22 protein-coding genes and 1 riboswitch are annotated in these 25399 nt (G+C 59.7%); of the genes, 13 read left to right on the plus strand and 9 right to left on the minus strand.

Annotation, left to right across the window (positions count from 1 at the left end; genetic code table 11):
* Window positions 1–6: 6 nt before the first annotated feature.
* A complete protein-coding gene (locus tag AC1RN6_RS05925; protein WP_493003811.1) occupies window positions 7–963 on the minus strand; it encodes a PDR/VanB family oxidoreductase in 957 nt (318 codons plus the stop codon).
* Window positions 964–1064: 101 nt separating this feature from the next.
* Complete coding sequence (locus AC1RN6_RS05930; protein ID WP_493003813.1) at window positions 1065–2117, minus strand: aromatic ring-hydroxylating dioxygenase subunit alpha; 1053 nt, start codon at window positions 2115–2117, stop codon at window positions 1065–1067.
* Between the two features lie 405 nt (window positions 2118–2522).
* Between AC1RN6_RS05930 and AC1RN6_RS05935 the strand changes: the two genes are divergently transcribed.
* A complete protein-coding gene (locus AC1RN6_RS05935; protein WP_493003814.1) occupies window positions 2523–3059 on the plus strand; it encodes a MarR family winged helix-turn-helix transcriptional regulator in 537 nt (178 codons plus the stop codon).
* Window positions 3060–3061: 2 nt separating this feature from the next.
* On the opposite strand, the gene AC1RN6_RS05940 is transcribed toward AC1RN6_RS05935, so the two are convergent.
* Complete coding sequence (locus AC1RN6_RS05940) at window positions 3062–3964, minus strand: LysR family transcriptional regulator (protein ID WP_493003816.1); 903 nt, start codon at window positions 3962–3964, stop codon at window positions 3062–3064.
* 213 nt (window positions 3965–4177) lie between these two features.
* On the opposite strand from AC1RN6_RS05940, the gene AC1RN6_RS05945 reads away from it, so the two are divergent.
* The 3 genes from AC1RN6_RS05945 to AC1RN6_RS05955 all read left to right on the plus strand — a co-directional run bounded on the left by AC1RN6_RS05945 (window position 4178) and on the right by AC1RN6_RS05955 (window position 7514).
* Window positions 4178–5359: an ABC transporter substrate-binding protein gene (locus AC1RN6_RS05945; protein ID WP_493003818.1), complete on the plus strand. Its 1182-nt coding sequence runs from the start codon at window positions 4178–4180 to the stop codon at window positions 5357–5359.
* Between the two features lie 60 nt (window positions 5360–5419).
* Window positions 5420–6448: a Rieske 2Fe-2S domain-containing protein gene (locus AC1RN6_RS05950; RefSeq protein ID WP_493003819.1), complete on the plus strand. Its 1029-nt coding sequence runs from the start codon at window positions 5420–5422 to the stop codon at window positions 6446–6448.
* A 124-nt stretch (window positions 6449–6572) separates the two neighbouring features.
* Complete coding sequence (locus AC1RN6_RS05955; RefSeq protein WP_493003821.1) at window positions 6573–7514, plus strand: PDR/VanB family oxidoreductase; 942 nt, start codon at window positions 6573–6575, stop codon at window positions 7512–7514.
* A 73-nt stretch (window positions 7515–7587) separates the two neighbouring features.
* Here the strand turns inward: AC1RN6_RS05955 and AC1RN6_RS05960 are convergent, their stop codons facing one another.
* The gene (locus tag AC1RN6_RS05960; RefSeq protein WP_493003822.1) at window positions 7588–8508 is read right to left on the minus strand and encodes a helix-turn-helix domain-containing protein; all 921 of its coding nucleotides are present in this window, start codon (window positions 8506–8508) and stop codon (window positions 7588–7590) included.
* A gap of 128 nt (window positions 8509–8636) precedes the next feature.
* Between AC1RN6_RS05960 and AC1RN6_RS05965 the strand changes: the two genes are divergently transcribed.
* A complete protein-coding gene (locus AC1RN6_RS05965) occupies window positions 8637–9803 on the plus strand; it encodes a 4-hydroxybenzoate 3-monooxygenase (RefSeq protein WP_493003824.1) in 1167 nt (388 codons plus the stop codon).
* 100 nt (window positions 9804–9903) lie between these two features.
* Here the strand turns inward: AC1RN6_RS05965 and AC1RN6_RS05970 are convergent, their stop codons facing one another.
* Genes AC1RN6_RS05970 through AC1RN6_RS05985 form a run of 4 tightly spaced genes read right to left on the minus strand, consistent with a single transcriptional unit; the run spans window position 9904 to window position 15077 of the window.
* A complete protein-coding gene (locus AC1RN6_RS05970; protein ID WP_493003825.1) occupies window positions 9904–10677 on the minus strand; it encodes an ABC transporter ATP-binding protein in 774 nt (257 codons plus the stop codon).
* A complete protein-coding gene (locus AC1RN6_RS05975) occupies window positions 10677–11765 on the minus strand; it encodes a FecCD family ABC transporter permease (protein WP_493003827.1) in 1089 nt (362 codons plus the stop codon). The genes AC1RN6_RS05970 and AC1RN6_RS05975 overlap by 1 nt, the downstream gene beginning before the upstream one ends.
* A gap of 8 nt (window positions 11766–11773) precedes the next feature.
* Window positions 11774–12832 (minus strand): ABC transporter substrate-binding protein, encoded by a 1059-nt coding sequence (locus tag AC1RN6_RS05980; RefSeq protein WP_493003828.1) that lies wholly within the window; start codon window positions 12830–12832, stop codon window positions 11774–11776.
* A 49-nt stretch (window positions 12833–12881) separates the two neighbouring features.
* Window positions 12882–15077, minus strand: coding sequence for a TonB-dependent receptor (locus AC1RN6_RS05985; RefSeq protein WP_493003830.1), 2196 nt, complete (start codon window positions 15075–15077; stop codon window positions 12882–12884).
* A 262-nt stretch (window positions 15078–15339) separates the two neighbouring features.
* Window positions 15340–15610, minus strand: a riboswitch (cobalamin riboswitch).
* Window positions 15611–15730: 120 nt separating this feature from the next.
* Between AC1RN6_RS05985 and AC1RN6_RS05990 the strand changes: the two genes are divergently transcribed.
* A complete protein-coding gene (locus tag AC1RN6_RS05990; RefSeq protein WP_493003831.1) occupies window positions 15731–16969 on the plus strand; it encodes an ABC transporter substrate-binding protein in 1239 nt (412 codons plus the stop codon).
* A gap of 40 nt (window positions 16970–17009) precedes the next feature.
* Here the strand turns inward: AC1RN6_RS05990 and AC1RN6_RS05995 are convergent, their stop codons facing one another.
* The gene (locus tag AC1RN6_RS05995) at window positions 17010–18221 is read right to left on the minus strand and encodes a GGDEF domain-containing protein (protein WP_493003833.1); all 1212 of its coding nucleotides are present in this window, start codon (window positions 18219–18221) and stop codon (window positions 17010–17012) included.
* A 61-nt stretch (window positions 18222–18282) separates the two neighbouring features.
* Between AC1RN6_RS05995 and AC1RN6_RS06000 the strand changes: the two genes are divergently transcribed.
* The 7 genes from AC1RN6_RS06000 to AC1RN6_RS06030 all read left to right on the plus strand — a co-directional run bounded on the left by AC1RN6_RS06000 (window position 18283) and on the right by AC1RN6_RS06030 (window position 25378).
* Window positions 18283–18438, plus strand: a complete 156-nt coding sequence (locus tag AC1RN6_RS06000) for a hypothetical protein (protein WP_493003835.1) — start codon at window positions 18283–18285, stop codon at window positions 18436–18438.
* A 257-nt stretch (window positions 18439–18695) separates the two neighbouring features.
* The gene (locus tag AC1RN6_RS06005; protein ID WP_493003836.1) at window positions 18696–19079 is read left to right on the plus strand and encodes a DUF4148 domain-containing protein; all 384 of its coding nucleotides are present in this window, start codon (window positions 18696–18698) and stop codon (window positions 19077–19079) included.
* Between the two features lie 191 nt (window positions 19080–19270).
* Window positions 19271–19513, plus strand: coding sequence for a type II toxin-antitoxin system Phd/YefM family antitoxin (locus AC1RN6_RS06010; protein WP_493003838.1), 243 nt, complete (start codon window positions 19271–19273; stop codon window positions 19511–19513).
* 7 nt (window positions 19514–19520) lie between these two features.
* Complete coding sequence (locus tag AC1RN6_RS06015) at window positions 19521–19775, plus strand: type II toxin-antitoxin system YoeB family toxin (RefSeq protein ID WP_493003839.1); 255 nt, start codon at window positions 19521–19523, stop codon at window positions 19773–19775.
* A 299-nt stretch (window positions 19776–20074) separates the two neighbouring features.
* Window positions 20075–21289: a porin gene (locus AC1RN6_RS06020; protein WP_493003840.1), complete on the plus strand. Its 1215-nt coding sequence runs from the start codon at window positions 20075–20077 to the stop codon at window positions 21287–21289.
* A 373-nt stretch (window positions 21290–21662) separates the two neighbouring features.
* Complete coding sequence (locus AC1RN6_RS06025; protein WP_493003841.1) at window positions 21663–23378, plus strand: methyl-accepting chemotaxis protein; 1716 nt, start codon at window positions 21663–21665, stop codon at window positions 23376–23378.
* 224 nt (window positions 23379–23602) lie between these two features.
* A complete protein-coding gene (locus AC1RN6_RS06030) occupies window positions 23603–25378 on the plus strand; it encodes a diguanylate cyclase domain-containing protein (protein ID WP_493003842.1) in 1776 nt (591 codons plus the stop codon).
* Window positions 25379–25399: the final 21 nt, after the last annotated feature.

The following is a 25399-nucleotide window of genomic DNA, read 5'->3' on the forward strand; positions in this document are numbered from 1 at the left end:
AGCAGGTCAGACATCCAGAACCAGCAAGGCGCTTTTGGCGCGGGAACAGCAAGGGGTGAACTGATCGTTGGCGGCGCGCTCTTCATCGGTCAGATACAGATCGCGGTGATCCGGCACGCCGTCAAGCACGCGCGTGAGGCAGGTGCCGCACACACCTTGTTCGCACGAAACGGGAATGTCGACGCCATTGTCCGCAAGAATCTTGATCACGGTCTCGCCGGCAGGGATCGTGAAGACCTGGCCGCTGCTGGCGATCTTGACGTCGAATGCAGCGTCGCCATCGGTCTCGACGGGCACCGCGCCGAAGTATTCCAGATGCACCTGCGCCGACGGCCAGCCCTTGTCCTTTGCTGTATTGACGACATGATCGATGAAGCCGCCCGGGCCACAGACATAAATATGAGTGTCGGCATCCGGCGTAGCGATCATCTCAGCCAGTTTGAGTTTCTGCTCGTCGGCGCCGCTGTCATAGTGATACACCACGCGTTCTGCAAAATTCGATGAGGCAATACGGTCGCGGAAGGCCATACGCTCCGGCGAACGCGCGCAGTAATGCATGGCGAATTCGGCGCCGGTGGCGGCGAGGCGTTCGGCCATGCACAGGATGGGCGTGACGCCGATACCGCCGGCCAGCAGCAGGGTACGCTTTGCCTGCGTGAGCGGAAAATGATTGCGCGGTTCGCTGATGGTCAGCACATCGCCGACGTGGATGTCGCCGTGCATGGCAAGCGAACCGCCACGCGATTTGGCGTCGCGCAAGACTCCGATCTGATAGCGATGGCTTTCATGCGGCGGATTGCAAAGGGAATACTGGCGAATCAGGCCGTTGCGGATATGCACGTCGATGTGCGAGCCGGCGCTGAAGGGCGGCAGCGGCTTGCCGTCGACACCGGCCAGTTCGAAACTGGCGATGTCTTCTGCTTCCACGGTCTTGCTGATGACTTTGACTTGTAACTGGCTCATGGCGTTCTCTGCTGAAACTGTCGATGTTCGTTGCCGCTGTTTCGCGCAACGACGGAAGCGACCGCTCCGGGTCGCTTCCGCAATTCAATATAGATGCCGGATCACGCAGCGTTCGCGGTGACCGCAGATGGCTGTTCCTTTGTCATCCACTTGTCGAGCAGACGGCGCGACTGCACGCCGCCGGCGTCGATGTTGAGCATCAGCAGCTTGCGTTCCGGATGCTTGAGGATGTTTTGCTGCTGCATTTCCAGCATGTCGCGATCCTCGCCGAAGATCTTGCCCTGGCCTTCGCGGATGGCTGCGGTCAGTTCTGCGTCTTGCGGTTTGAAGTTGCGCGCCATACCCCAGAAGTACCAGTGCGAGGTTTCGGTTTCCGGCGTGATGAAATCGACCACGATGCTCGATGCCTTGTATTTCGGATCGGCGTCATAGCCGCCCTTGCCGGCATGCGCCACGCCGACTTCGATCATGACGTGGCTGGGCGGCGTGAAGTGGCAGATCTGCCAGCGATCGACCGGTACATCGTCCGCCAGGCCGTTGCTGCGCAGGGCCATGCGCCAGAACGGCGGCGCCATGATGTTTTCCATGAAGCGGCTGGTGATGACTTCGTCGCCTTCGGTTCTGGTGTTGACCGGCGCTTCGTCGATTTCCTTCTGGCCGATGCTGGACGCATGCACATAGGTTTCATGTGTCAGGTCCATCAGGTTGTCGATCATCAGGCGGTATTCGCAATTGATGTGATACAGGCCGCCGCCATAGGCCCACTCAGGATTATCGGCCCATTCGAGATGATGAATCTGCGCCGGATCAGCCAGTTCCTTTTCACCGGGCCAGACCCAGATGAAGCCGTAACGCTCCACCACCGGAAAGCTGCGAATGCACGGAAAACCGCGCACGCGCTGGCCCGGCATGCTGATGACCTTGCCGTCGCAACCCATCTCAAGGCCGTGATAGCCGCAGACCAGCTGACCGTCGCGCACAAAACCCAACGACAGCGGCGCGCCGCGGTGCGGGCAAAAATCTTCCACCGCCGCGACCTTGCCTTCGGCGCCGCGATAGAACACGATCTTCTCGCCGCAGATCTGGCGTCCCAGCGGCTTGTCGGCGATTTCGTCAGGGGTACAGGCGACGTACCAGGTGTTTTTTGGAAACATGTCTTCTCCTCCTCAGGAACTTCCATTGTTCGGTGATGCAAATTCGTGAAACGTGGGTACGTGGCGATGTCTGGGCGACGGCGCATCAAGGGCGTGGCGTCTGCCTGCAAAACATCGGTGATTTCTACTTTTCATCCGGTGCAAAAAGTGCCTGCACCAACGACCATGTTCTTGTACCGCAGCCTGTCTGTGGGACTGTCGGGTCTCTGCTACTTTGTTCTTCGATTTAATATTCAGTGTACTGAATGTTTGAGAAAAGTATCCTCCAACTGCACGGCGATGTAAACCCAATTTCGAATTTATTTTGTATTTTTGATTGCGCGCTGCGTCAAAAATGCGTAGCGCAACACCGCAACGGATACACTACAAAGCTTAACGACTCGTCTTTTTGCATAACCGACAACCATGCCTCGTCCAAGCACAACGCAACAAGCACAAAAGGTACAAACGCCGGCACAAGAGAGCCAACTGATCGATCTCTATGAACATCCCGGCCACTTGTTGCGACGTGCACAACAGATTTCGGTCTCGATCTTTCTCGATGAACTGGGCGGCGACATTACGCCGGTGCAATATGCGATCTTGCGTACCTTGTCCAACCATCCTGGCATTGACCAGGTGACGCTGGCCGGCCTGGTCGGCATCGATACTTCGACCGGCGCCACCGTCTGCGTGCGGCTGGAAGAAAAGGGCTTGCTGGTGCGCAAGGTGATCCCGCACAACCGGCGCCAACGCGCACTCAATATCACGCCTACCGGCGAGCAGATGCTGAGCGACCTGATTCCTGCCGCGCAACGTCTGCGCAAACGATTGCTCTCGCCGCTGGCAGCCGCAGAACAAGAGCAGTTCATGCATCTGCTCGATAAACTGGTGCGCGGCAACAATACCGAAAGCCGTGCCCCGCTGGCCAGTATCAAGCCGGCAGCCGCCGACCCCGAATAAACTCAGTCGCCGGAAAACATCTCCGCCAGAATCGAGCGCAGCCAGACATTGGCGCCATCCTTGTGATATTTGCGATGCCAATGCTGGCGCAGATCGAAGGTCGGAATCTCCAGCGGCGGTTCCACCAGCCGGATGTTGGAGAACTGCGCAAACGAAGCGCCCACCGCGCGCGGCACCGTCACCACCAGATCCGATGACGCGATCAAAAAGGGAATCGACATGAAGTGCGGCGTCGACAGCACGATGCGGCGCTGGATTTTCTTCTTGATCAACAGCTGCTCGAACAACTCCTGACTGCGTCCTTCCGCCCTGATTACCGCATGCCCCAGTTTCAGAAACTGTTCCATGGAGATCTTGCGCGAACGGATAGGATGATCGGCGCGCAGCAGGCAGATGAAGTCATGTGAAAACAGCCGTTGCTGAAACAGGTTGCGGTTCTTCAGATCGGGAAAATATCCCACCGCCAGATCCACCTCGCCGTTCTCCAGCGCCATGTTCAATTCCAGCGGCGTCATCGATACCGACGCCACCGACGCGCCCGGCGCATCGCGCCGGAAGCGATCCAGCACCTTCGGCAGAAAAGTCATCTCACCGATATCCGACAAGGCAATCGTGAACTTGCGGCTGGTCGTGGCGGGATTGAACACCTCGCTCGCCAGCACGTCGGTATGGATGCGCTGCAGGATGTCGCGCGTGGGGCTGATGAGCGTCAGTGCGCGCGGTGTCGGCTCCATGCCATGCGAGGTGCGCACGAACAAGGGATCGCCGAGCGCAGTACGCAGCTTGTTCAATGCCACGCTGACGGCGGGCTGGCTCATGTTGAGCTTGCGCGCAGCAGCGCTGACGCTGCGTTCCTCATAGATCGCCAGGGCGATCGGCAACAGGTTCATGTCGAAGCTGGCCATGCGTGTCTTCCTCCTTGCGGCTTTCTGCATTTTTCCTGTATTCGAAAGTCGAATAAATATTATGCAGAAAATTCTATTTTCAAATAATTTCGCTTCGGTATGATCGCTCAACATCAGCTGGAAGGGAAATAAATTTCCGCGCAGGCTCAGACTGAACAAGGCATGCAGCACTTCACCACGACATGCCGGATAACAACTACAGGAGACTTCAACATGCAACAATCCAAGCGCGCGCTGTGCTGCCTTGCCCTGAGCCTGGCATTCTGCGCCACTGCCGGTACGGCGATTGCCGCCGACCAGACCATCCGTATCGGCGTCATTACTTCGCTGACCGGCGTCGCTGCACAAAGCGGCGAACAGATGAAAGCCGGCATCGACACTTACCTGCGCCTGCACGGCGACACCGTCGCCGGCAAGAAGCTGCACATCATCTACAAGGACGACACCGGGCCGCAAGCCGATGTCGCCAAACGGCTCGCCACCGAACTGATCAGCCGCGACAACGCCGACATCATCACCGGTTTCGTTTTCACACCCAACGCGATGGCGGTCGCCGCTGTGGTCGACAAGGCGAAGAAGCCGATGGTCGTCATGAATGCCGCCTCGTCTGCCGTGACCACCAAGTCACCTTTCATCACCCGTACTTCCTACACTATCGCGCAGTCGGTCAAGCCGCTGGCCGAATGGGCTTACAAGACCGGCTCGCGCCGCGTGTTCTCGATCGTCTCCGACTATGCGCCGGGACTGGACGCCGATACCTGGTTCACCAAGACCTTCACAGCATTGGGCGGCACGGTCACCAGCTCGGTACGCGTGCCGTTGACGACCGTTGACTACAGCGCCTACCTGCAACGCATCAAGGACGAGAAACCGGATGCCATCCACGTGTTTCTACCCAACGGCCAGCCGATGGTGTCGTTCATCAAGGCCTACAAGGAAAAGGGACTGGACAAGGCCGGCATCCGCTTTCTCGGCGGCGAGGGCTGGGCGGATGAAGATGTGCTGAGCATGGGTGGCGATTCGATGTTGGGGATTTACACCGCCGGCTTCTATTCGTTCTCGCGTCCCGGCGCCGACAACGCCAAATTCCTGGAAGCCTTTTCGCAAACCGTGGGCGGCCGCTTCAAGCCGAACTTCCTGTCGGTGTCCGCCTATGACGCCATGGCGCTGATCGCCAAAACGCTGACCAAGACCAGCGGCAACACCGACGGCACGGCCTTCATGAATGCGGTCAAGGGCTACAACGCCCCAAGTCCGCGCGGCACGGTCGCCATCGACGACAAGACCAACGACATCGTGCAGACCATCTACATCCGGCGCATCGACAAACAGAACGGTAAATACGTCGCCACCGAAATCGACCGCTACGACAACGTCAAGGATCCGGCCAAGTAACGGAAATGCACCTCATCGACAGACGTGAGATGCGTTCCAGTCTCAATGAAAGGAGTCATCATGTTTCCACTGAATCAATGGTACGTCGCCGGCTTTGTCTGGGAGCTGCAGGACAAGCCTCTGGCCCGTACCCTGCTTAATCGCCCGGTCGTCATGTTCCGCACCGAATCAGGCGAAGTCGCTGCGCTGGAAGACCGCTGCTGCCACCGCAGCGTGCCGCTGTCGTGCGGATCGCTCGAAGACGGCGGCATCCGCTGCGGCTACCACGGCCTGCTGTATGCGCCGAGCGGCCAGTGCATCGAAATCCCCGGCCAGGTCAAGATTCCCGGCAAGGCCTGCGTCAAGGCTTATCAGGTTGCCGTACGCAATGAAATCATCTGGCTCTGGCTGGGTGAAACCCCTGATAGCCAGCCGGTCAGCCGTCCGCCCGAAATCGCCGCCCACGACAATCCACGCTACAAGTACAAGGGCGGCGTGTTTCACTACGACGCGCCGTATCAGCTGATCCACGACAATCTGCTCGATCTCAGCCATGTTGGCTACGTCCATACCAAGACCATCGGCGGCAACGCCAGGACGCACATGGAAGCGCCGACCAATGTCACCTGCGATGGCGACAATGTGCGCGTGGTACGCTGGATGAAAGCCTCGCAGCCGCCGGCGACTTACACTGCCGCATGGCCGTTCAAGGGCAAGATCGACCGTTGGCAGGAAATCGACTTCCATGTCACGCATCTCAACATCTTCACCGGCGCGGTCGACGCCGATACGGAGTCGCTGGAAGATCCGGATCGCGGCGGCTTCCACATGCGCGGCTTCCACGGCATCACGCCGGAGACCGAGACCACCTCGCACTACTTCTGGACCATGGCCAGCTCGTCGCATCCCGATGCGCCGGATAACCTGGAAGTGGTCTATCAGCAGACCGCCGCCACTTTCGAAGAAGACCGCGTCATCATTGAAGCGCAGTATCGCAACATGCGCCAGTTTCAAAACGCATCGATGATCGACATCCACGTCGACGCCGGCGCCAACCGCGCACGCCGCATCGTCACCATGCTCAGCCAGCAGGCAGAACAGGCGGCCTGAACCCGGCACTTACCATGAGCGCGCCGCGCCTCGCCGTAAATGGCGCTAAGCGGCGTGCTCGCTTCCCCTGTTGATTGATCACTGCCGTGTCGTCCTGCGGCGTGGTCGCTTACGTACCGCCATCATGAACGTCATTATCTCCGCCATCCGCAACAGCGGCGCCGGCATTCGCATCTTTGAGCTGCGCGCTTCCCCGGGCGACACGCTTCTTTCGTATCAACCAGGTGCGCACATTGACGTCACGCTCGGCAATGGTCTGGTGCGTCAATACTCATTGTGCTGCGACCAGCTTTCATCCGAACGCTACCGCATCGCGGTCAAACAGGAGCCGCAGTCACGCGGCGGCTCAGCCTGGCTGCATGCAGAGGCAAAAGAGGGCGACTCCCTGCAGATCGGCATTCCGCGCAATGCTTTTGCTCTGGCTGATGCTGCTGGCTCACACCTGCTGTTTGCCGGTGGCATCGGGATTACACCTGTGCTATCGATGGCATATGCCTTGTTGCGTCAGGGGATGAAATTTCATCTGCACTATTTTGTGCGCGATGAAGAAAGTATTGCGTTTCGGGATGAACTGATCGGGACGCCGCTGGCTCGCCACGTCTCCGTTCATGCCGGGTTGTCGGCAGAACAGACCGGCCTCGCCATCTCTTTCGCACTGGAGAATGTTGCGGACGATACGCATGCTTATACCTGTGGGCCCGGGCCGTTCATGACGACGGTTGTTGATCTGGCTACCGTCAGGCTGAGCGCGTCGCAGGTACATAAGGAATCGTTCTCTGCCCCCGTTGCCGAGGCAGGCGACACGGCTTTTGTGGTCCGCCTGAGAGAAGGGCGCGAGATCGCGGTGCCCGCCGGCAAAACCGCTTTGACCTGTCTGCAGGCAGCGGGAGTCGAAGTTGATTGTTCTTGTGAAGTCGGTGTCTGCGGGACTTGCCAGACTGGGGTGATCGAAGGAGTGCCAGATCATCGGGACGGATTCCTGAGCGACAAGGAAAAGGCCTCCAATCTCTGGTTCATGCCTTGTGTCTCGCGGGCCAGGACGGGGATACTGGTATTGGATTTGTGAAGGCATGACGCTCCATCCGCCGGTTGTTGCCTCTTCCGTTTTTTTCTGACTTTTCTTCTGACCTTATTCAGGTTCAGGATTTCGAATTCTCATTGCGGAACTCTTTGGGCGACATCCCCACATGTCGTTTGAACAAGCGGCTGAAATAAGCCGGATCCTGAAACCCCAGCTCATAAGCAATCGTCGCCACGCTGGACGGCACATATGTCAGCTTGCGGCACGCCTCCAGCATCAGCCGGTGTTGCGTCATGTCAAACGCCGACTGTCCGGCCAGCTTCAGGCACAAGCGGTTCAAGCGGCTTGGCGTCACATGCAATTGATCCGCATAGGCGCCGACCAGCCACTGTTGCTTGTAATGCGCCTCAACCAGCGTGCGAAAGCGGCTGAACAATTCAAAATCGTTACGTCCCGACAAATCTGCGGAACGATGATCCGCTTCCAGCCGCACCAGCAGCAGCAGCACACTGCGCGCCAGCCATTCCAGCATCAACGTGTGACCGAACAGCGGCCACGCCGATTCTGCGATGAGATGGCGCAGGATAGCTTCGAGGCGTTCTCGGATCTCCGGTACACCCGACAGATCGATCGCCAGCGGCTGCAGAAACAGCGCTGAAAAAATATCGCTATGCAAGCCGGCATCCTTGCTCTCGCCGACCGAAAACACCACGTTCTGGTCGACCGTCAACACGAAGCCTACGGCTTCTTCCGAGAAGTCGAAGCCATGTTCGACCGACGGATGCAGGGTGATGACGACCGGCCCTTCGCGTTCCCAGACCTCATCTTCCACCTCGGCGCGTACATGGCCCGACATTAAAAAAAGTACCTGAAAAAGGCCGCGATGTGTATGCCTGGCGATATGCCAGTCATGGATGCGGCTACGCGTTTCTATCAACTCGATATGGACGAATTCCGCACCTTCGCTGCGCACAGCCTCGCCGTACAGAGAAAACTGCGGTACTTCGCTCGTGCGTGTAACGGGATTTTTGCTTGCCATGGCGACGTCGTTGGAAGAATTGTGAGTGTCAAAATAGTACAAGTAATTTTCAGATTCATCCATTCTTTCCTGATGCTTCGCGGACTACGATGCAGACATATAAAAAGATTACTAACAGGAGATATCTCATGCGTACCCAAGTCGCCATCATCGGCGCCGGCCCCGCCGGTTTGCTGTTGTCCCATTTATTGCATCTGCAAGGTATCGAGTCCGTCGTACTCGAAAGCCGCAGCCGTGCCGACATCGAAGCGACCATTCGCGCCGGCGTGCTGGAGCAGGGCACCATGGACATTCTTACCGGCTCCGGCGTCGGAGAACGCATGCGCAAGGAAGGCGCTTTGCATCGCGGCATCGAACTGGCCTTTGGCGGACGCCGTCATCGCATCGACCTGACGGAGCTGACAGGCAAGGCAATTACCGTCTATGCCCAGCATGAGGTCATCAAGGATCTGGTCGCAGCGCGTCTGGCGGCGCAGGGACAATTGCTGTTTGAAGTCAGCGAGGTCGTGCCGAAGGATGTCCAGACCGATACGCCTTCGGTCAGTTTCATGCATGGGGGAGCGGCGCAGCAATTGCAGGCCGATTTCGTGATCGGCTGCGATGGTTTTCATGGCGTGTCGCGTCCGCAGATTCCGGAAGGCGTGCGTCAGGATTATCAGCGTATCTACCCCTTCGGCTGGTTCGGTATCCTGGTGGAGTCGGCACCCTCGTCGGATGAGCTGATCTATGCGCAGCACGAGCGCGGTTTTGCACTGGTGAGTACGCGCTCGCCGACGGTGCAGCGCCTGTACTTTCAGTGCGATCCGAAAGACGACGTCAACAACTGGTCCGATGACCGCATCTGGAGCGAGCTGCACACGCGGCTTGAGAGCAGCGACGGCTGGCGTCTTAAAGAGGGCAGAATTTTTCAGAAGGGCATCATCGGCATGCGCAGTTTCGTCTCGACGCCGATGCAGCATGGCCGTCTGTTCCTGGCCGGCGATGCGGCGCACATCGTGCCGCCGACCGGCGCCAAGGGCATGAATCTGGCCGTCGGCGATGTCAAGGTGCTGTCGCGCGCGCTGGATGATTTCTACAAGAAGGGCAGCAACGACAAGTTAAACGCCTATACGGAAATCGCACTCAAGCGCGTCTGGCGCGCGGAGTACTTCTCGTGGTGGATGACCAGCATGCTGCATACCTTTGACGATGCCTCGCCGTTCCAGCAACAGATTCAGCGCGCCGAGCTGGAGAATGTCGTCAATTCACGCGCCTTGTCGACGGCATTGGCGGAAAACTACGTCGGCGCATTTTAAATAAATGAAAAAACGGCGCATGCACGTTGGGGACGTGCCTGCGTGGCGCCGGTGGAACAGGCCGGCAGGTCGGATGCGATCAGGAGTTTGCGGAAAGCGTTCATGACTCGGACGAGGCGCGCATCGGAATGACGTAGGGAATATCGCCATCGCTGCCGATGCGTGCGCTGACACCGTAGACTGCCTCGATATGTTGTGGCGTCAATACTTCGCGCCAATGCCCTTGCGCGACGATGCGGCCTTCCCTGAGCATCACCAGACGGTCGGCAAAACGGCTGGCCAGTCCCAGGTCGTGGATAGCGATCAGTATGCCGCTGTTTCGGGTGTCGGCGATTTCGCGTGCGGCCGCCATGGCTTCCAGCTGATGGTGCAGGTCGAGATCGCTGGTCGGTTCGTCCAGCAGCAACAGGCGTCCTTGCTGCACCAGGGCGCGCGCCAGTAAGACGCGCTGGCGTTCGCCGCCGCTGAGTTCGTCGTAGGAGCGCATGGCCAGTGCTTGCAGTTTGAGGCGCTCGATCGCATCGAGCACGGTGCGGCGATCCTGTTCGCTGCTGTTCCACGTGCGATGTGGTGTGCGGCCGAGTGCGATCATGTCGGCCACGCGCAGCGACATGGCCGAGCCGGTGTGTTGCGGTACATAAGCGACCGCGCGCGCGAGATCACGGCGCGACATGTCCTGCAAGTTCACGCCATCAAGTGTCATGCCTGTGTGTTGCGACGGCAGGATGCGATTGACGCACTTGAGCAGCGTACTTTTTCCCGCCCCATTCGGCCCGACCAGGCAGACGACTTCACCGGCGCCGACTTGCAGGTCGATATTGTCGAGGATGAGGCGATCGCCGTGGCGGTAACGCAATCCGGTAACGTTAAACATCACAGCACCGCCTTGTGCCGGCTCGACAGCAACAGATGCAAGAACAGCGGCACGCCGACGTAGGCCACCACGATGCCGACCGGGATGATCACCGGCGCAAACAGCAGGCGTCCCGCCATGTCCGACAACAGTACCAGCAACGCGCCGACGATGGCGGAGAAGGGCAGCAGCCAGCGATGGTCGCCGCCGATCAGGAGGCGCGCGATGTGCGGCGCCACCAGTCCGACAAAGCCGATCACGCCGGTGAAGCTGACCACCGCCGCAGTGATCATCACGGCGACAATGGTGACGACGGCACGCACGCGGCCGACGGCGAAACCCAGCGAGGCGGCGATGTCGTCGCCGCCTGCTGCAAATGCATTCAATGCCCATGCATGCCATTGCAGCAAGGGCGCGCCGAGCAGCAGCACGCCGCCGGCGATGGCGGCTTCATTCCAGGTGCTGCCGTTGAGCGAGCCGAAGGTCCATTGCACGATGGCCGACAGTTGCTGTTCGGTGGCGACGAATTGCACGCTCGCCGTCAGTGCGCTGAACAGATAGGTCAGGCCGACGCCGCCCAGCACCAGCATCGTGGCGCTGACACCACGCAGGGCCGAGAAGGCCAGCACCAGCGTCGCGCACAGCACGGCGCTGGCGAAGGCAGCGGCGACGGTCAGATAAGGGCCGCTCCAAGTGCTGGTTGCACCTGAGAGTATCGCCAGCGATGCGCCGAAGGCGGCGGCGGGCGAGATGCCGACGGTGTAGGGGCTGACCAGCGGATTGCGCGTGATGCCTTGCATGGCGACACCGGCCAGCGCCAGACCGGCGCCGGCGATGACTGCCATGACGATGCGCGGCAGGCGCAGTTGCTGCAGCAATCCGATCTGCCACGTTGGAATATCCGTCAGCCAGGCTGACGGCAGCAAGGGAGCGAACAAGCCGCGCAAGCTGGTCGCGAGACTCAGCTTTTGCACGCCCAGCGCACCCGATACCGTCATCGCGGCAATCAGCAAAAGCACGCCGGCCAGCATCGCCAGACGATTGCGCCAGCGCTGGCGTTGCAGCGCATGCAGCAAGACCTGACGCGATGCAAGGAATTTTGCAGACATGGCGCCGCTCATTTGCGCAACTCCGCCAGCGATGCGGTATACCCGCCCGGCGCCGGCACCTGCTGGAAGTCCTCCAGCCACGTGCGCATCACCTGATCGGGGTCGACGTCCTTGAAGCGATCCGGGTACAGCCACTTGGCGATTTGCAGTGCGCCGATGATCTTGGAACAGCCACCGGCCAGGTAATAGCTAATGTGATAAACCTGCCCATTGCGCACCGCCGGCAAGCGGTCGAAACCGGGACGTGCAGCGACGGCCTCCAGCACTTGCGAAGAGAACGCGCGGCCGTGCGGTTCGTACTGTCCCGGCTCCAGTTTCACGATGACATCGGGACGGCGCGCGATGATTTCTTCGGGATCGACGCTGAAGCCTTGCACGCTGCCGCGCGCCGAGGATTGATTCAGAATGCGAACATCGCCGAAGACATTGATGCCGCCGCCGATCTCCACCATGTCATGCCAGCCTGAGCCTTTGAGCAGCGTCTTGTAGGCACCGACTTCTTCGATGTAGACGCGCTTGCGCTGCGCCATCGGCAGGTTCTGCAAACGTTGCGCCAGCAGGTCGCGGTAGTGGCGATAGAAGGCGTTGAGTTTGGCCGCGCGTTGCGGCTGCTCGAACAGCTTACCGAACAGCGTGACGTTTTCTTCGTGCTTGAGCACGTCCCAGGCGGTGACCACTACCACAGGGATGCCGAAGCGGCCAAGCACGGTGGCCGCCTTTTGCCAGTCACTGTTGCGCGGGAAAAAGACCGCGTCCGGCTGCATCGCGACGATGGCTTCGTAGTTGGGGCTGGTCTGGCCCTGACCCGCCAGCATGGCCGGCGTCACCGTCGGCCAGTAGCTGTGGCTGCGCGCGGAGTCGATGTCGACGCCGACCACCGGCTGCATGCCGGCGACGGCGCGCACGAATTCCGTGGTGTAGCGGTTGAAGACGACGACGCGTTTCAGCGGTGTCTTGAGTGTCAGTTCACGGCCGACATCGTCATGGAAGGTGAGACTGTGGCGATCTGCTTGCGCGTAACTCAGCGTCGCCCACGTCAGCAATATGAATAGGAGAAACAACTGCAAGGACCGCAGCCCCCGCAGTTGTTGTCCACGTATCAATTGATCAATGCGATCAGAACGCATAGTTCATGGTCATGGTGTAAGTGCGCGGTGCACCCAGGATCCACTGGGTCGCCGTGCCGGCATAGGTCGATGCTGCGTAGACTTTGTCGGCGAGGTTGTCGATGCGGAAGTCGAACTTCAGCTTCGGCGACACCTTCCACGCCAGGCCGGCGTCGAGCACGGTGTAGGCCGGCAGACGCGACTGATCGGTATTGTCCGAGTAGCGGTCGCTGACATAATGGGCGCCGGTGCGAGCTTCCCATTGCGGCGTGACGTTCCACAGCACGAACAGATTGCCGGTGCGCTTCGGCACGAACTGCGGACGATATCCCGCCAGCGAAGTCGCTTTGCCGCCGACCGAGGCGGTGAAGTTGTCAAAGCGCGCCTGCAGCACCGACGCATTGGCTTCCACGCGCCAGTCGTCGTTCACCTTGAAAGTCAGCGAGCCTTCCAGACCGCGTGAGGACTGCTGGCCGACCGTATCGGAAATCGACACGTTGTTGATGTTCGGCGCCAGCAGGTTGTTCTTGATGATGCGGTAAGCCGCCAGCGTCCACTCCACGCGGCCGTTCCACAAGGCTTGCTTGACGCCGACTTCAGCCTGCTTGCCCTTGGAAACGCCATACTGCATTTGCGACGCGCTGATGCTCGCCAGCGACGTGACCGGATCCGAGGCGACGGCGTATTGCGCATAAAGCGAGGTGTCGGCGACAGGTGTGAAGACCACGCCGGTATTCCACGATATCGCATTCTGATTGCCGTTGGCGCTGGTCAGCGTAATGAAATCATCGCGCTTGGTCTGATAGTTGTCGCCGCGCAGACCGCCGGTGACGGCCCATTGCTTGCTCAGTTGATAGCGGTCTTGGAGGAACAGGCCGGCCTGATCGACCGTGACGCGATACAGGGCGCGGATAGACGGTGAGTTGCCTTGCGAGAAGACGCCCGGATTGAAGTTGAGCGCATTGACCGTGCTCGATCCGGCGAAGTTGCCGGAAGTGTTGGTGTTGTCGTTGCGGTCGTACAGCGAGCGGTTGAAGTCGAAGCCGACCACCAGCTGGTTCTTGTTGCCGAACAGTTCGCTGTCGATGGTGGCATAGCCGTGATCGCCGTATTGCGTCTGCGCGCCGACGATGTCGCGGTAGTTGGAGCGCGCCACGTTGCCGGTGGCCGGGTTGTACGTGTAGGTATAGGTTTCCTTGTAGCGGCGGTCGTGCTTGATCAGGTAGATGTCGTTATTGAGTACGACCTTGTCGCTGAGCTCGTAGCGGGCGCGCAGATAGGTGCGGTTTTCGGTGAAGCGCACCTGGGCGTCGTCGACGTTGTAGTTCTTGAAGCGGGTGCCCGGCACGATGGCGCCGTTGACGATGGGCGTGCCTTCGTAGCTGCCGGGATGGATGTCGGCGTAGTCGTTGGCCAGCGTCAGCGTCAGGTCGCGGGTGGCCTTCCACAGCAGCGAGCCGGAGACGGTCAGGCTGTCGCTGCGGCCGCGGTCCATCCAGCCGTCGGAATTGATATGGCTGACGTCGAGGCGATACGCCAGCGTGTCGCTGAGCGGGCCGGTGCTGTCGAAGGCCTTGCGATAGGTGCCGAACGAGCCGGCCGAAAATTGCACTTCGTTGGACTGCTGTTTCAGATCGGGCCGCTTGGGCACCACGTTGACCGCGCCGCCGACGAAGCCGGTGCCGTACAGCACCGATGCCGGGCCATTGAGGAATTCCACGCGTTCGACATTCCACGGATCGGTCGGGAAGGTCACCACGCCGCCGGCGTTATACAGCTGCAAGCCGTCGTACAGCTGCGAAATCGAATTCGGGCCGTAGAAACCGCGTGCCGACAGCGAGTTGTTGCCGTTGCCGGAGAACGGCACCGAGGTGATGCCGGGCGCGCGCGTTTCGGCGTCGAGCAGGGTCTGATAGCCGCGTTCGCGGATCGTGTCGCCCATGATGACGGCGACGCTGGCAGGCGTTTCCAGCGGCGTCAGGTTGAGGCGGCCGCCGGCGGTCGATGGCGTTTTAAGCGTGCTGCTATTGTCGGGCGCCGAGACGGTGATCTCCGGCAAGGATGCTTTTTCGGCCGTTTGCGCCGCCGCGGATGCGGCATCGAGTGCGGCGAGCGTGCCGAAGGTGCCGGCGACGGCATACGACAGACGCGGCAAATTGAACAAGTGGCGCAGTTTGCCCGCGCATAGTGATGCAGAGTGTTTCATGTGACCTTCCCTTTGATGAGCGCCATGTCCGCGTTGCGTGATGGCGCTCTGTTTTTGTACGGCGCGCATCCCCGCGCGCTGTGATCAAAGGAAGCTGGCAAACAAGAGTAAGAGTGAAAAGCGAAGACTTGCGGACGGACATCGGGCGTGACAAACGCAACGAACCGGTCGCCTTGGGCAAGAGCCGGAGGGTGCGGTGCAGCGGATTTCAGATGCGGTAGTCGTGTGCAGTGCTTCGCAGTTCACGACATACCCCGGTCGCTCGCTTCCATCCGTTCTGGCCGGTATCCGGGCTAACAGAACCGATCGCCTCGCCTTCCCATGCCTGAAACATCAAGCGGCACAGTGGACTATGGAGACAACCTGCCATGCAGCAACATCCTGCACGGCGCCTGTTTTACCGTTGCGGGGACAGCACACGTTTGCCGCTGCAGTCATCGAGTCATCGGATAGTTACCGGACTGCAGCGCGTGTTTCCCGTTTAACTGCAATCAAGGAATCTGATTGCGAGCACCAAAACTCCGCCATGATACTTGCGCGGGTGGGTTCTCGCAATCGCGCCATCCCGATAGTGTCGGATTGGCGGTAATGCCGGTTTCATGTGCTTTTTGCCGACGCTCGCTATACTTGTCGTCTTTACAGGGAAGGACATCATGACTTCGCGCAATCGCCTCAACTATTTCAGTTATTCATTGCAGTTCTCCATCGCTGCGGCGGCCGTTGCTTTCGGCGCCGGCAGTTTTTCCGCCAGCGCTTCGGCGCAAACCACCATCAAGATCGGCGAAATCAACAGCTACAAGGCGCAGCCTGCTTTCCTTGAACCGTACCGTCAGGGCTGGGAAATGGCGCTGGAAGAAATCAACGGCAGCGGCGGCGTGCTCGGCAAGAAGCTGGAAGTGATTTCGCGCGACGACAACGGCAATCCGGGCGATTCGGTGCGCGTGGCGGAAGAGCTGGTCAAGCGCGAGCAGGTGTCGCTGCTGTTCGGCGGCTTTCTCTCCAATACCGGCCTGGCGCTGACCGACTATGCCAAGCAGCGCAAGATTTTTTTCCTTGCGGCCGAACCGCTGACCGACAAGATAGTCTGGCATAACGGCAACAAATATACCTATCGTTTGCGTCCCTCGACATACATGCTGGTGGCGTCGCTGGTGAAGGATGCGGCCAGGCTCAAGAAGAAGCGCTGGGCCATCGTCTATCCCAATTATGAATACGGCCAGTCCGCCGTCGCCAGCTTCAAGACGCTGATGAAGGCGGCGCAGCCGGACATCGAATTCGTCGCCGAACAGGCCACGCCGCTGGGCAAGATCGACGCCGGCGCGGTGACGCAGGCATTGGCCGATGCCAAGCCGGATGCGATCTTCAACGTGCTGTTCGCCACCGACCTCGGCAAGTTTGTGCGCGATGGCAATACGCGCGGTTTGTTTGACGGCCGCGAAGTGGTGTCGATGCTGTCGGGGGAGCCGGAATACCTCGATCCGCTGCGCGCCGAAGCGCCGAGCAACTGGCTGGTCACCGGCTATCCCTGGTACGCCATCAACACGCCGGAGCATAAGAAATTCGTTGACGCCTATCGCAAGAAATACAACGACTATCCGCGCAACGGATCACTGGTCGGTTATAGCGCGCTGATGTCGATCGCGGCGGGTTTGAAGAAAGCGGGAAGCGCCGATTCCGACAAGCTGGCGGCGGCGTTTTCGGGTCTGAAGGTAGAGACGCCGGTGGCGACGATCACCTACCGCGCGCAGGATCACCAGTCCACGCTGGGCGCTTTCGTCGGCCGTACCGGCGTCAAGGACGGCAAGGGCATCATGAGCAGCTTCGTGTATGTCGACGGCGCCAGCCTGCAGCCGTCGGATGCAGAAGTGAAGAAGCTGCGCGCAGCGGATTGATCAATGCATGACTGGGGCGCGGGATGACGCAGCGCTTGCGTCAGGCCTGCGCCCCGCTTCTGTCGATGCTATTATCGACGTGCTTGCCGTCGTTCGCCGGCAAGGACTTTTCCCCTGACGAAATCCGGTTGCGTCCGCTGTTCTTGGCGATGTAGAGCGCGCGGTCGGCGCGCGCGCTAAGGCGGTCCAGGGTTTCTTCGCGGATCGCCGTGGCGAGGCCGATGCTGATGCTGTAACGGCAACTGCCGAAATCGCCGCTCACCACGTGCTGCTCTGCTTGCAGGCGCAAGGTTTCCGCAATGCGCGCAGCGTCCGTCAGCGGCGTCGCCGGCAACAGCAATCCGAACTCTTCTCCCCCCAGTCGTCCCAGCGTATCGTCGCTGCGCATGACACCGCGCACCATCGTCACGAATGCACGCAGCACTTCATCGCCGCCGGCGTGGCCGTAGCTGTCGTTGATGCGTTTGAAATGATCCAGGTCGATCAGCAGCAGGCTCAGCGGACGAGCCGGTCGCGCGGCCGCGAGCGCATCGCGCGCACCGCTCTCGAATCGCATGCGCGACAAAGCGCCGGTGAGGTGGTCGTGATGCAGCGCGTGTTCAACCTTGGACAGCATGGCGTCGTGCACCATCATCACCGCGACCATGGTCATGGTCGGCATGATTACGGCGCCGACGGTCAGCAGGCCGATGTTCCAGATGTTGTTGAGCATGGCTGCCGACTGGTCCGGCGGCATCAGCAGAAAGTACACGCCGCGGGTCAGCTGCGTGGCCGCAAACAGCATCGCCAGCACGGCGGCAAACCAGAAATTGTAGGGACTGCGATCGGTGGGCCGATGGCGTATCAGAATCACGCCGATCGCCGCGCAGGCCGTGCCGTTGAAAGCGGTGCTGGCCGCCACGCGCATGGCCAGGCTCTCATCGACATAACGCCAGATCACCATCGCCACGCCAACCAGCACCACGCCGGTTGCCATGCGCAGCCACGGTATCGGACGGCCGAGGAAGCGCGCACAGCCCGCGTAATACAGTGCGCCCGCAACGGACAGCACGATGTTGGCGATCACGATGGAAATGAAATCCGGGATCGATCCGCGCAGCGCCAGCAAAGGCAATGACACCACCATCGCCAGATTGGCGAAGAACCATTCGCGCACGCCGGCTACCGGCGATCGCAAGAGCGATCCCAGCACCAGCAACATCGCCAGGCTGAACAAGGCGGTGGTCGTGAGAATGGAGACGACGGTGAGCATGGGGCGACGGTAAAAAGCGGCAGGAAAATACCGCAGGAAAAATGAGCAGCCGCGTATTGTAATGCGCAACAAGCAGGCGAAGCACGTCGATACTTTCTTTGCATATCGGTCGCGCGGCGCCGGCGTCCGATTTGTTTTTTCACGGAAACATCTGCGCGCGGCGCTGTCTTTTTTCAGCAGTCACTTCCGCGAAGCGCATGACAAAAAAATCCTGTGAGCAGCCGATGACACGGGCGTGACGAGTCCGCAGCAAACTGTGAGCGCGCGTATACCTGATTTCTTTACGGTGATTGTTTCTATTTGTGGAATAACGTTTTTCCCGTGCCACCATTTATTCTCTTATTGGCAAAGATTAAAGTACGTCCATCGATGAGCAGTACTCAACTCCCTTCATCGATAGGCGGGCCGAAGGATGTTCATGACCATCGGTCCGCCGCTCAGCAGTTAATCATCGTCAATCAACGAAAGAAAAAAATGGCTATCCATCAATTGGCGGCCGCTCTCTTTTTGACCGTTCTCAGCGGTTCCGTACTAGCAGACGCGCCCAACCAACATTCCGCAACTCCCAAAACCCGTGCCGAAGTCGTGGCCGAACTGATCCAGGCCCGCGCCAACGGCGAGCTCAACATCAGCGATGCCGACTACCCGTCCACGCCGAAATTCGTTTCCACCAAAACCCGCGCCCAGGTCATCGCCGAACTGGAACAAGCCCGTGCACGCGGTGAACTGAACGTCAACGACGCCGACTATCCGTATGCGCCGCCGTTCGTCTCCACCAAGACTCGCGCCCAGGTGCTGGCCGAACTGGCCGAGTACAACAAGCATCCCGACCCGCAAGGTCTGTATCGCGGTTATTGAGCAAAGCAGTACACAAGACAGATCACAAGACAAATACGCAGCACAGCAAAAAATCCGATGACCTCGTCCATGCGCACGGCACCCGGCGAGGCCGAAGAGGAAAAGCCGTCACGCCGCCGCGCATCACTGCGCCGTCGTGAGGCAGGCGGAGACAAGAATTCTTCCGAACACACAAGAAAATCGAGGTAAGCATGTATTCCCTGAGCGCAAACTATCTGGCCGGCCATGTTGACGAAGTGCTGGAGCTGGCAGATTCCGACGAAATCCTGGTGACACTCGATTCCAGCGACAACCTGATGATCCTGAAGGAGTCCACCTGGCGCTCGCTGCAAGACATCGTCCACCTGTTCGCGACTTCGGTGAATGCGGAGCGCTTGCAGCAGAGCCTGCAGCAGGTGCGCGCCGAATACCTGGTCGAGGCTGCCGTTGAATGAGCCTGCCATGAAGCTGCTGCTCACGCCGGGCGCCGCCGAAGATCTCGCCTACTGGGATGCCAACGACAGCGCATTTGCCGGCAAGATCCGCCAGGTGCTGCACAAGCTCAAGCATGGCGAAGCGCTGCCGAGCCATCAGGTGACCAGCCTGCCGCTGGGTCTGCAAGGGCTCAGCGCGGTGCGTCTGTCGCCGGAACACCGCGTAGTGTTCGAGCGTCTGAACGGCGACATCATCGTGCACCAGTGCCGCTTCCATTACTGATTGCGTCCCGTTTTTCTCGCCGGTTTTCCCTGCATCCGGGTCATCTGTCCACATCAGGCAATGCCCCTTCCTTCCGGCCGGGGCATTGCTGTTTTTGTTGCCTCAGCGTAGTTGTATAAAAGATACAAATTAAGGCTATTGTTTGTATTTTTAAAAATAAATCTTTGTTTTAAATTCCAATATTTGTTTAAATAAATAAAGTCTTCTTGCAATTTCCTTCGAGAAGCATCGATTTGGACGTGTTTTCACAACACCTCGATCGATCAACATTGGATCAACAATCATTGGAGTTCTGAAAAATGAGAAAGTCTCTTTTGGCGCTGGCGGTTATTGGATCGTTCGGCTCGCTCGCGAGCGTCGCCCATGCACAAAGCTCGGTCACGATTTACGGCATCATCGACGCCAGCGTCGGCTACAACAGCAAAGTCGCCACCGGCACAGGCAATGCAACCGGCAACCGCGCCGGCGTCGATTCGGGCGCCATCAAGGGTTCACGTCTGGGCTTCAAAGGTAGCGAAGACCTCGGCGGCGGCCTGAAAGCCCTGTTCAACCTGGAAAACGGCTTCAATGTCGACACCGGCGCAGCGGCGCAAAACGGCACGCTGTTCGGCCGTACCGCCACCGTCGGCCTTTCCGGCAACTTCGGCGCGGTGCTGCTCGGCCGTCAGAAGGATTTCATCGATGACATCGCCGCCTTCACCACCATCGACGATCTGGGCGGCATGGTCAGCAATGTCCACGCCAAGGATCTGGACCGCACCAACGGCGAACGCGTGAATAACTCGATCCGCTACAACACGCCGAACGTCAACGGCTTCTACGGCAGCGTGATCTACGGCTTCGGCGAAACCGCGGGCTCGACTTCCACCGGTCAGTCCTACGGTATCGGCGGCGCTTACGCCAACGGTCCGTTCGGCATCGGTCTGGGTTACTTCCAGGCGAAGAAGGCCAGCAATGCGACCGGCGCCGTGGCGTCCAGCGACGTCAATTCTTCGTCCGCGACGACTTGCGCCACCGGTGCGGGTAATGTCGGCGACACTTGCCTGAAGACCTGGACCCTGGCCGCAAGCTACCAGCTCGGCGCAGCCAAGCTGCACGGTTCGTGGTCGCAAGTGAAGTTGCCGTTGGCGCAAGCCGGCAGCGCCACATCGTTCTCGGCAGCATCGGCAGCCAGCTTCACGGGTGACACCACGGCGCAGTTCGCCGTCGGCGGCATCAACAACGACAAGACCAACATCTTCGACGTCGGCGTGAACTACGCGCTGACGCCATCCTTGTCGTTGCTGGGCAGCGTGCAATACGCCCGCGTGAATTTCGTCAATGCCGCCAACGGCAAGATGACCCAGCTCAACCTGGGCGCCAAATACGCCTTATCCAAGCGCACTACGCTGTACGGCATCTACCGCAACCTGCGCGCATCCGACATGTATAACGTCGGTGTCAACAGCTCCAGCGTGCCTGGTGCGGACAACAGCCAGAATGCCCTCAACGTCGGCATCATCCACAACTTCTGATATATAGAAGCGGATGAAGAGCTTGCTTCAAGCACCTTGGTCGATGAGGCAGCTTCGTTAACGGTAGGACGGGGCGCAACACCGCGTCTCAGAAAAGCGCCGGTCAATCACTGACCGGCGCTTTTTTCTGCCTGTTTGCGGATATTTACTGCTTGATTTTTTGTGATGCCCACGGGCAACCCGCTGCAAGCCGCCCGCCGCCTGTGTACCTGTAAAAAGCTATTGAATTGATGAAGACTATCAATTTTCCCTAAAGATTGAATTTCCCTAAGATTGCTCCATGTCCAGATCCAGCCCCGCAGGAATGTGGACCGCAGGTAAGAAAAATACTGCGCCAGTCATCGGACCGGCGCCAAACTTCAGGGAGCTTCACATGAACAATCCATCTCAGCCTGCCAAAGGAACCGCCATCAGCGTCGCGGCCCGTCTCGGCATCAGCTTCGCTATCGTGCTGGCCATGATGCTGGCGCTGACCATCCTCAGCATCATGAAGGTCAACTCCATCGAAGGCAGTCTCAGCACCATCAGCGACGACAACAACGTCAAACAGCGCTACGCCATCAACTTCCGCGGCAGCGTGCATGACCGCGCCATCGCCTTGCGCGACCTGACGCTGGTGGGCGACGGCGAAGTGAAGGACGTCGTGGCACTGATCGCCAAACTGGACAACGACTACCAGCAATCGGCCAAGCCGCTGGACGCCATCTTTGCCGGCGAGCAGGGCAAGAAAGTGCGCGCGGAAGAGCGCGCCGATCTGGAATCCATCAAGGCCATCGAAGCGCGCGCCATGCCGCTGGTGCAAAAGATCATCGCTGCGCGTACCGGCGGCGACACTGACGGCGCCCGCCAGATCATGCTGCAGCAAGGCAAGCCAGCCTTCACCGAATGGCTGGCGTCGATCAATAAGCTGATCGATCTGGAAGAGCAGATGACGCAGACCGAATCGGCCCGTGCACGCAATCTGGCACATGGCTTTCAGGCGCTGATGCTGACTTTCCTGGCCGTGGCGATGGTGGCCGGCGTGGTGCTGGCAACACTGATCACGCGTTATATCCGCCGCGCTCTGGGTGCCGAACCGGATGATGTCAAGGAACTGGCCTTTGCGGTCGATCGCGGCGAGCTCTATCACGCAATTGACATCAGCAAGGATGGCGCGGCCCGCAACAGCATCATGGCCGCTTTGTCGGAAATGAGCAGCAACCTGCGCAATACCGTCAGCGAAGTGCGCGACGCCGCTGCCGGTGTGACCGAAATCAGCAGCCAGATCGCTGAAGGCAACCGTGACCTCGCTGCGCGCACCGAAGACCAGGCCGCCTCGCTGGAAGAGACCGCCTCGGCAATGGAAGAACTGACCTCGACCGTGAAGCAGAACGACGACAATGCGCGTCAAGCCAATCAACTGGCGCATAACGCATCGGAAATCGCTCAGCAGGGCGGCGCGATCGTCGGCCAGGTAGTGCAGACCATGGATTCGATCAACACCTCGTCGCGCCGCATCGTCGACATCATCGGCGTGATTGACGGCATTGCCTTCCAGACCAATATCCTGGCCCTGAATGCGGCAGTCGAAGCAGCCCGCGCCGGCGAACAGGGACGTGGTTTCGCCGTGGTGGCGACGGAAGTGCGCAGCCTCGCGCAGCGCAGCTCGGCCGCCGCCAAAGAGATCAAGCAACTGATCGACGACTCGGTGGAGAAGGTCGACACCGGCACCAAGCTGGTCGAGCAGGCCGGCGATACGATGGAGCAGATCGTCGCCAGCGTGAAGCGCGTGACTGACGTGATGGGCGAAATCTCCGCCGCCAGCCATGAGCAAAGCATCGGCATCGAAGAAGTGCACCGCGCGATTGCGCTGATGGATCAGGTCACCCAGCAAAACGCTGCACTGGTGGAACAGGCCAGCGCCGCCGTCGGCACCTTGCAGGATCAGGCCGCCAGCCTCAACCATGCGGTCGGCGTGTTCAGCCTGGAAGCACCGGCTGCGCAAGTTGTTTCACTGGTGAACGCCGGTAACATCGTGCCGTTGCGTCCGGTCGGCAGCACGATGGTCAATCCAGCACCGCAGCTCGGCGACCAGCGCAAACGCGCCTGATCAGGCCGGCTCTTCCTCCCGCCCCGTCCGCCCCATGCAACATGGTGGCCGGCGGGGCGTTTTCTTGCGTGCTGAAAATTTCCTCTTGGCATCACTTCATTTCGAACATCCTGCTGCCGATAATATTGGAGCGGGGCATTCGCCTGCCAACGTTGTGCAACATCAAGAATCAATAGAACAGATATCAATAAAGATACAAACAAAGGTACAAACAGGGACGGCCCATGATTCATATACTCCGCTCATCATCTTCCCTGGCGAAGGTGCTGATTCTGCCGTTTGTCGTCCTCATTCTCGCGCTGTCGCTGCTGGTCGGATTGCTATCCTATTTCGCCGGCCGCCATGCGGTCGTGTCGGTGGCCGAGCAAATGCTCGATCAGACCTCGGATCGTGTCGCGCTCACGGTACAGCGTCATATCGACGGCGCCACCGCCGTGCTGGAAGCTGCTTTCCCGCGCGGATTGACGGTCGCTCCCGATATCGGTACCGATCTTGAGGCTGTCCGCGCGCGCTTCTGGAGCGCCACCTCGATGCATCCGGAACTCAATAACTACGTCTTCTACGGCAACCGCAGCGGCGACTTCGTCGGTCTGTTCCGTTACGCTGTCGACGACGCCGAGTTACGCATCAAGCGCGCGGCGGTCAATTACCGCAGCGCCTATCGCTTCGATCGCATCGGCGGCCAGCTTAGCAAGGCGAAGAACGACGAGACCAGGTTCGATCCGCGTACACGGCCCTGGTATGCCGCCGGACAAAACAGCGACCGCGACGCCTGGAGCGAAATCTATATCAACTACTGGGACAAGGACCTGGTCGCCACCCGGTCGCGGCGCGTGCTGGCGAAGAACGGACAGTTCGAAGGCGTGGTCGCCACGGATGTTTCGCTCAAGGCGCTTAACGATTTCGTTCGCGATCTGCACATCAGCGCGCGTGGCGTTGCCTTCATCATGGAGACCAACGGCAACCTGATTGCGTCTTCCAGCGGCGAGAGCATCTTCACCGGCCAGCAAGAGCAGGTCAATCGTTTGCGCGCCGACGCCAGCCAGAATGAAATCATCCGCGACGCCTATGCGACCTTGCAGAAGCATCTTGCCGAAGAAGAAAATCTTGGCGGCGCCAACAGTACCTTCACGTTCCAGGGCCCGGGCGATGAAGTGATCTATGCCTCTTACTCGTGGGTCCGCGACAACGCAGGCTTGTCCTGGATTACGGTAGTCGCGGTGCCGCGCGGCGACTTCCTCAGTACGCTCGACAACAACGCCCGGTGGACGGTAATCATCGCGGTGGCGGCGGTGGTGATTGCCTTGCTGCTGGGACTGAGCGTAGTGCACTGGGTAGTGCGCGACGTGCGGCGCCTGTCGCGTGCGGCGGCGCGCATCGGCAAAGGCCAGATGAACGTTGCAATCAAAATCGAGCGGCGCGACGAAATCGGCCAGTTGGCGGACAGCTTCATGCAAATGCAGAGCGAACTCAGCACCGACAAACTCACCGGCGTCACCAGCCGCGCCGCCTTGCTGCGTTATCTCGATGCCGCCGTGCACAAGCGCGGCCGCCGCGCCAACGAGTTGTTCGAACAGTTCACCGTAATGTTCATCGACCTCAATCGCTTCAAGGCGATCAACGACAAGCTCGGCCATGAATACGGCGACCTCACGCTGATCGAAGTCGGCCAGCGTCTGCGCACCATCATGCGCGAAGACGACGTGGTGGCGCGTTTCGGCGGCGATGAATTCGTGCTGGTGTTCTGGGGCATCGCCGAGACGGCGTTTGCCGACAAGGTCAGGAAAAAAATCGAAGGCGTCCTCGCCCCACCGCTGGAATGTCTGATGGAAGTCGAAGGTGCAGAAGGCATGACGGTGGGCGCATCGATCGGCGTGTCCTTCTATCCGCAAGACGGCAAGGATGCCGAGACGCTGATCAAGCTTGCTGATCACGGCATGTACGAAGACAAGGCGGCTGGTCGCAAGAACGAGAAGGACGGCGGGCGCGATCATCGTTGATAGCGTGTGCAAGCTCGCAGA

Source organism: Herbaspirillum sp. GW822-FHT03A08, from assembly GCF_058801885.1.